This is a genomic window from Bradyrhizobium cosmicum (assembly GCF_032290525.1).
Taxonomy (GTDB): domain Bacteria; phylum Pseudomonadota; class Alphaproteobacteria; order Rhizobiales; family Xanthobacteraceae; genus Bradyrhizobium; species Bradyrhizobium cosmicum_A.
The window spans coordinates 1-247 of the sequence record NZ_JASXTA010000463.1 but is presented as its reverse complement, the minus strand read 5'-3'; the positions used below and the strand labels follow the sequence as shown (position 1 = coordinate 247).

Annotated in this window: 1 protein-coding gene; it reads left to right on the top strand. The window is 77.7% G+C overall.

Going from position 1 to position 247, the window contains the following annotated elements; translation table 11 throughout:
* Window positions 1-234 (top strand): laccase domain-containing protein (locus QSV46_RS40565; protein ID WP_314964354.1); only part of this gene is annotated, 234 nt, incomplete at its 5' end.
* Window positions 235-247: the final 13 nt, after the last annotated feature.

Below are 247 nucleotides of genomic sequence, written 5' to 3'. Positions count from 1 at the left end.
GAGCAGATGCGCGGGGACGCCGCGGCCCTCCTGCCCGCGACCGCCTCGAGGACGCGCTGGGGGACCCCGGCGCTGGATCTGCGGGCGGGGGCGGTCTGCGTGCTGCAGGACGCCGGCGTCCCTGCCGAGGCGATCGACGCCGAGCATCCCTGCACCCTCGAGGACGAGCGCTTCTTCTCCTACCGCCGCAGCGCCGTCACGGGTCGCTTCGCCGGGGTGCTGCGCCGGGGCTGAGCCGGGCCCGGGC